Here is a 4,913-nt window from a genome sequence, read left to right as displayed (position 1 = left end):
GGTGAAGAGGTGCAAGATCGAGAGGCCACGGCCACCATGCGAATCTGCACCCGCGACGGGAGACGTGAGGTTCATCTCCTGCTTGAACCAAGCCAGCGCGACTTCGCGTGGGGCGCGTCCTTCGGCGAGCGCACGGCGTGCAGAGATGCTGCTCTCAAGCTGTGCGATACCTTCGCGCAAACGAATCGTCGCGTCGTGCATCGCGGCGTAGTCGTTGGACTGCGCGGCAGCGTTGAGGGTGTCGAGCGCCTGTCCCATCAACGCGGTGCCGGTGCGCATCCGCTCGTTGGCTTGCTGCTCCACCGCCTGCCGTTTTTCCGGCGTGAGTTCCGGCAGGGCCATGAGTGTGGGATACAGCTCCTTGGGCGGCGTCTTGCCCATCATACCCTTCATCATGTCGCCCATGCCTTCCATCATGCCGCCTGCTCCTGCGGGTGATCCCATGCCCGCCATGCCCGGCGCACCGCTGGCCGGAGCCGCACCGGGATGATGGCTCGCGTGTTCCTCGGGCGTTTGCGCCTGCGCTCCACTGATGATGAGCAAGACGCACACACTTGCTGCGAAGCGCAACGCACGCAGCGTGTGTCCGATGGAAATGCGGGCGAGTGCTAGCATTTTACCCGACCTCCAACATACGGTTCATGGTGCCAAACCCGTTCGCGGCGCATTTCTCACAGCCGTGGCTTTCGCGATTTTCGTGTTCGCAGCCTGGATCGCAGCACCACCGGCCATCGACGATGAACTTGAATTGGTAATGGCCGGGTGGGATCTGTAGAACAGTTGTCCAATTTCCGTCGGTTTCCCGGCGCAATGGGATTCCATCGGCCCGCCAGCCATTGAAGCTGCCAGCCACGAACACAGCCTGCGCCTCGGGGGCGTGGCAGGAGAATCCGACGGGTGTTAGGTCGGGAGTTTTCATTTTCGGTTTGGATTCAGGTTTGATCATTGGTTTCGGGTTATTAGTTTCGGATTATTGGTGGCCCATCATACCGCCGCCTCCCTGATGATTTTGATCAACGTGTCCTCCACTTCCTGTGCGATTTGCTCCAGTTGCGGCACAGCGAACATCGCCAGCAGCTTGGTTGGTTTCAACGTGGCGAGCATGGTTTGCCCGCCCTCTTCATAAATGGAGATTCGGCAGGGCAGCGCGGTGGACACGCTCATGGCTTGTTCGAGAACCTTCTTGGCCTGTTGCGGCTGGCAGACCTCGAAGATCAGACATTCGTGATCAAATTCCACGCCCTTCTTCCACAAGGTCTCTTTGAGGTTATGAACCTGCATGACGCCAAAGTGATTGGCCTGAACGGCAGCCTCCAACGCCGTCGCCGTCTCAGTCACGGTCTTTTCAGTGGGTAGTTGGAATAGCATAATTTTCTTCGTGGTTGGATGTTTGCGTATCAGTTCACGGGAATTCAGGTTTTTGGAAATTTCGCTGTTATTTGTGTCCCATGTCGCCGTCAAGGCGGTGCCCCATCATGCCACGGGACACCAGCCCGCCCAGTCCAGCTGGATCGTTGTGGTTATTTCTTTTTCCCGTGATCCATGTCTTTCATGGCACCCGAGCCTGGCTTGGAGGCGCAGATAAACATGGCGTCGTCACCGCAATGCGAGCAGACATGCTTTACCTCCTGGTTCTTTCCTTCGCCTTTGCCAGTGCCGACGATGGTGACGGTGCCTTTGCAGGAGGGGCAGGTGTGTTTCTCTCCGACCGTCATCATTTTGACGTGCTCGGTGCCGGCGGTCACCGGCATGACCATGACGTTCTTGCACATGCTGCAAGCCATCGAGATGGAATCGCCAGGCTTCAACGCCTCCGCCTCCGCCTGGGTCTTGATCTGATTCATATTCATGGGGTGCGACATCCCCTTCATCTCGGTGCCTTTTTTGACTTCGGGCTCCGCCGCCTGGGAAGCGATGGGCAGCCAGACTGCGAGACCCAGAGCGAGTGCGAGTCCCGTGCTGAGGATAATTTTACTGGGGAGGTTGTGTTTCGTTTTCATATCGGCGTTTTTGTTTGGTTTGCTGTTCTGGCGAACGATGTGTTCGTTTGCAGATTGGTTAAATGGTTGGTCCGTTCACATGCCTTTCATCGGAGCCATCGCGGCTGCCGGGGCGGCCATTGTCGCGGCGGGCGCGGGTGCTGCGAAGCCGGTGAGGATTTTGCGCTGCTCGTCGGTGAGGAGCTTGCTGGCCTCGCCTACAGCGCGGATGAAGGCCAAGCGCTCATCGCCATGCGTCTTTTCGATCTCGCCAATCTTCGCTTCGATGGTGGCGGCGTCGGGCTGATCGGCAGCGGTCAGTGTCCACAGCTCTTGCTCGGCTTGTGCAGCCTTGCGGTCGGCGGTGCTTTTGGCAAGACGTGCCTGTTCCTTGGCTTTGTTCAGCGCTGCCGTTTGCTCGGTGGTGAGCGCAATGTGCGTCTTGTGGTCGAGGAAGAAGCCCGTCGCACCAAGGTGATAGAGGTGCGATGCGCCGGGAAAGCCGGGCAACGCGGATGCCGACATGCCAGCCGGAGCGCCGCCCATCGGACCCATGCCCATCATGCCAGCCATCTCCATCTTATCCATCGCCATCATGCCCATGCCACCACCGCTCATGCCTGCTGCGGGTGCTGCGGCTGGCATCGCGCCACCGCCCATGCCGCCCATTTCCATTTTCATCATGTCCATTCCCATGCCACCACCGGCCATGGGGGCGGGTGCCATCGCGGCTCCACCTGCGGGCATCGCGCCTCCGCCCATCGGCATCATTTTGTCCATCATGCCCATCATCTTATCCATCATGCCCATCATGCCGCCGCCCATCCCGGCCATGGCGGGAGCGGGTGCTGTGCCTGCGCCCATGCCAGGACTAGCCATGCCTGCCATTGGGCCTGCCGGTGGCATCGCCATGCCTGCCATCGGACCTGCGGCTGGGGCTGCGCCTGCGGCGGGCATTCCCGTCATGGCTGCACCGGCTGGAGCAGCGGGCATTGGTGGCGCACCTTTCGCAAGTGCGGCTTCGAGCTGTGCAACTTTTGTCTGCAACTGAGAGATCGTGGGATCACCTTTCGGCGCATCGGGCGGCATGGTGCCTGCCGCGACGTGAGCCGCATGACTTGAGGGGTCCAGCGTTGGCTTGGCAGGCGGTGCCGCATGGAGGTTGGCGGCAAGCACGCTGCTGGCGAGGATCACGGGCAGCGCTGTTTTGAATGAGAAGAGGTTCATGTTGGATTTGAAGCGATTGAGTTTGGTTACGGAGGTGGGCAGGGAGGGAATCAGGGTGCTCACCGGCACCCTATTGATCCCCTCCGAGCCTTGCTCCACATCATTTGGGAATGGTTGTGCGCACGTTGCGGTTCCCCCCAAATTTGATGCGAAGATTTTACTTCTTGGGGGCTTCCTTCTTTTTGTCGCAGCAAGGCGCGCACTTATCGTGGCCGCACTTGGGGCAGCAGTCGCCGCCTTGTTTGCAGCAAGCGCCGCAGTCTTTGGTGGCCTTCATTGGCTAGTGTGTGTCCTGTGCGAGCACGGGAAAGGCCGCGAAGGCCATGGCGAGGAGTGTGAGCTGCAGTGTTTTCATGGTGGTGTGTTTCATTGGGTTTGCTTGTTTGTTTTGTTGGGGTTCAATCAGATGCGGATGTTAGTCACAGCAGCAGCCCGCCTTCTTGTCAGGCTGTGCGTCGGTGGGTGCGGCGAGGAATTTTTCGCGGCAGTGCTCGCTGCAAAAGTAGAAGGTCTTGCCATCGCGTTCCGCATGGATGGCGGTGGCTTCGTCCACGGTCATGCCGCAGATGGGGTCTTTGGTAACAGGTTTGGATGTTGTCATGGAGTAGCGAAAGTGTTAAAAAGAAAAGCCGCCCGAAAAGAGTCTTCGGACGGCTCTGAGGTTCTGAGCACCCGACAGGATCGGGTGAGAGTGAGACTAGGACTTGTGCTCTTCGCAGTGGGTCAGCTCGCCACCGCACTTTTTGCACTCATGGTGCAGTTTGCCGGTCTTGAAGAAGGTGACGATGGCGTTCTCGCAGTCAGCACATTCCATTTTCTTCACATCGCGGTAGGTGGTGATTTGTCCTTTGCCACCTGGACTGGTGACGGGCACCTTGACCCATACTGTTTTGCATTTGTCGCAGGTTACTGCACCCTCTTTGGGGGTGTCGGCGGCTGAGGCGTTGAATGCCACCATCGCAAAAGCGAGGACAGCAAGGGATCGAAGTGTATTTTTCATGAATTTTCTGTTTGTTTGTTATTTGCTCGGTTGCAGTGCTTCCACAGATCGAACCAGCGTCACACCATGGTGGTCCTATCGACTTTCTACTATGGGGTGAACACCCACCTTCCTGAGATTTGATTTCGTTCCAAAGAAAATCATCACAAGGATGTTGATCGGAGCCTCAGCGCATTCGTGATGACGGAAACAGAACTCAGGCTCATCGCCACACCCGCGACGATTGGGCTGAGCAGCAAGCCGAAGAAGGGGTAAAGCACGCCTGCGGCTATCGGAATGCCAAGGGCATTGTAGAGGAAGGCGAAGACGAGGTTCTGGCGAATGTTGCGCATGGTGGCACGGCTCAGATGGATGGCTTTGGCGATGGCTCGCAGGTCACCTTTAACCAGAGTGACGCCTGCGCTCTGCATAGCGACATCGGTGCCGGTGCCCATGGCGATGCCGACATCGGCAGCGGCAAGTGCGGGGGCGTCATTGATGCCGTCACCGGCCATCGCGACAACTTCACCAGCTTCGTGCAGGCGTCGCACTTCGGCGATCTTGTCGGCGGGCGTGACCTCCGCTTTGAAGTTATCGAGGCCGAGCTTATTCGCAACGGCACGGGCGGTGCGGGTATGATCGCCAGTGAGCATGATGACTTTCACACCAAGGTCATGCAGGCTGTGCAAGGCTTCCTCGGTCGTGGTTTTGATGGGGTCAGAGACAGT

7 protein-coding genes and 1 pseudogene are annotated in these 4,913 nt (G+C 58.5%); all 8 read right to left on the bottom strand.

Annotation, left to right across the window (positions count from 1 at the left end; translation table 11 throughout):
• Positions 1-615 (bottom strand): annotated as a pseudogene (locus tag PSV43_RS22120) (oxidoreductase); the annotation flags it as partial.
• A gap of 1 nt (position 616) precedes the next feature.
• Positions 617-919: a glycogen-binding domain-containing protein gene (locus PSV43_RS22115; protein ID WP_300202855.1), complete on the bottom strand. Its 303-nt coding sequence runs from the start codon at positions 917-919 to the stop codon at positions 617-619.
• A gap of 65 nt (positions 920-984) precedes the next feature.
• Positions 985-1,368, bottom strand: coding sequence for a DUF302 domain-containing protein (locus PSV43_RS22110; protein WP_300202852.1), 384 nt, complete (start codon positions 1,366-1,368; stop codon positions 985-987).
• Positions 1,369-1,520: 152 nt separating this feature from the next.
• Entirely contained in the window at positions 1,521-2,000 is a 480-nt protein-coding gene (locus tag PSV43_RS22105; protein ID WP_300202849.1) for a hypothetical protein, read from the bottom strand.
• A 75-nt stretch (positions 2,001-2,075) separates the two neighbouring features.
• A complete protein-coding gene (locus PSV43_RS22100; protein WP_300202845.1) occupies positions 2,076-3,206 on the bottom strand; it encodes a hypothetical protein in 1,131 nt (376 codons plus the stop codon).
• Between the two features lie 415 nt (positions 3,207-3,621).
• On the bottom strand, positions 3,622-3,807 hold the full coding sequence (locus PSV43_RS22095; protein ID WP_300202843.1) for a YHS domain-containing protein: 186 nt from the start codon (positions 3,805-3,807) through the stop codon (positions 3,622-3,624).
• A 96-nt stretch (positions 3,808-3,903) separates the two neighbouring features.
• A complete protein-coding gene (locus tag PSV43_RS22090; RefSeq protein ID WP_300202840.1) occupies positions 3,904-4,206 on the bottom strand; it encodes a hypothetical protein in 303 nt (100 codons plus the stop codon).
• Between the two features lie 143 nt (positions 4,207-4,349).
• Positions 4,350-4,913 (bottom strand): HAD-IC family P-type ATPase (locus tag PSV43_RS22085; protein WP_300202838.1); only part of this gene is annotated, 564 nt, incomplete at its 5' end.

Source organism: Prosthecobacter sp. (genome assembly GCF_029946185.1).
Taxonomy (GTDB): Bacteria; Verrucomicrobiota; Verrucomicrobiia; order Verrucomicrobiales; family Verrucomicrobiaceae; genus Prosthecobacter.
Note: the sequence above shows the minus strand (reverse complement) of the source record. Positions and strands in the feature narration are given on the sequence as shown.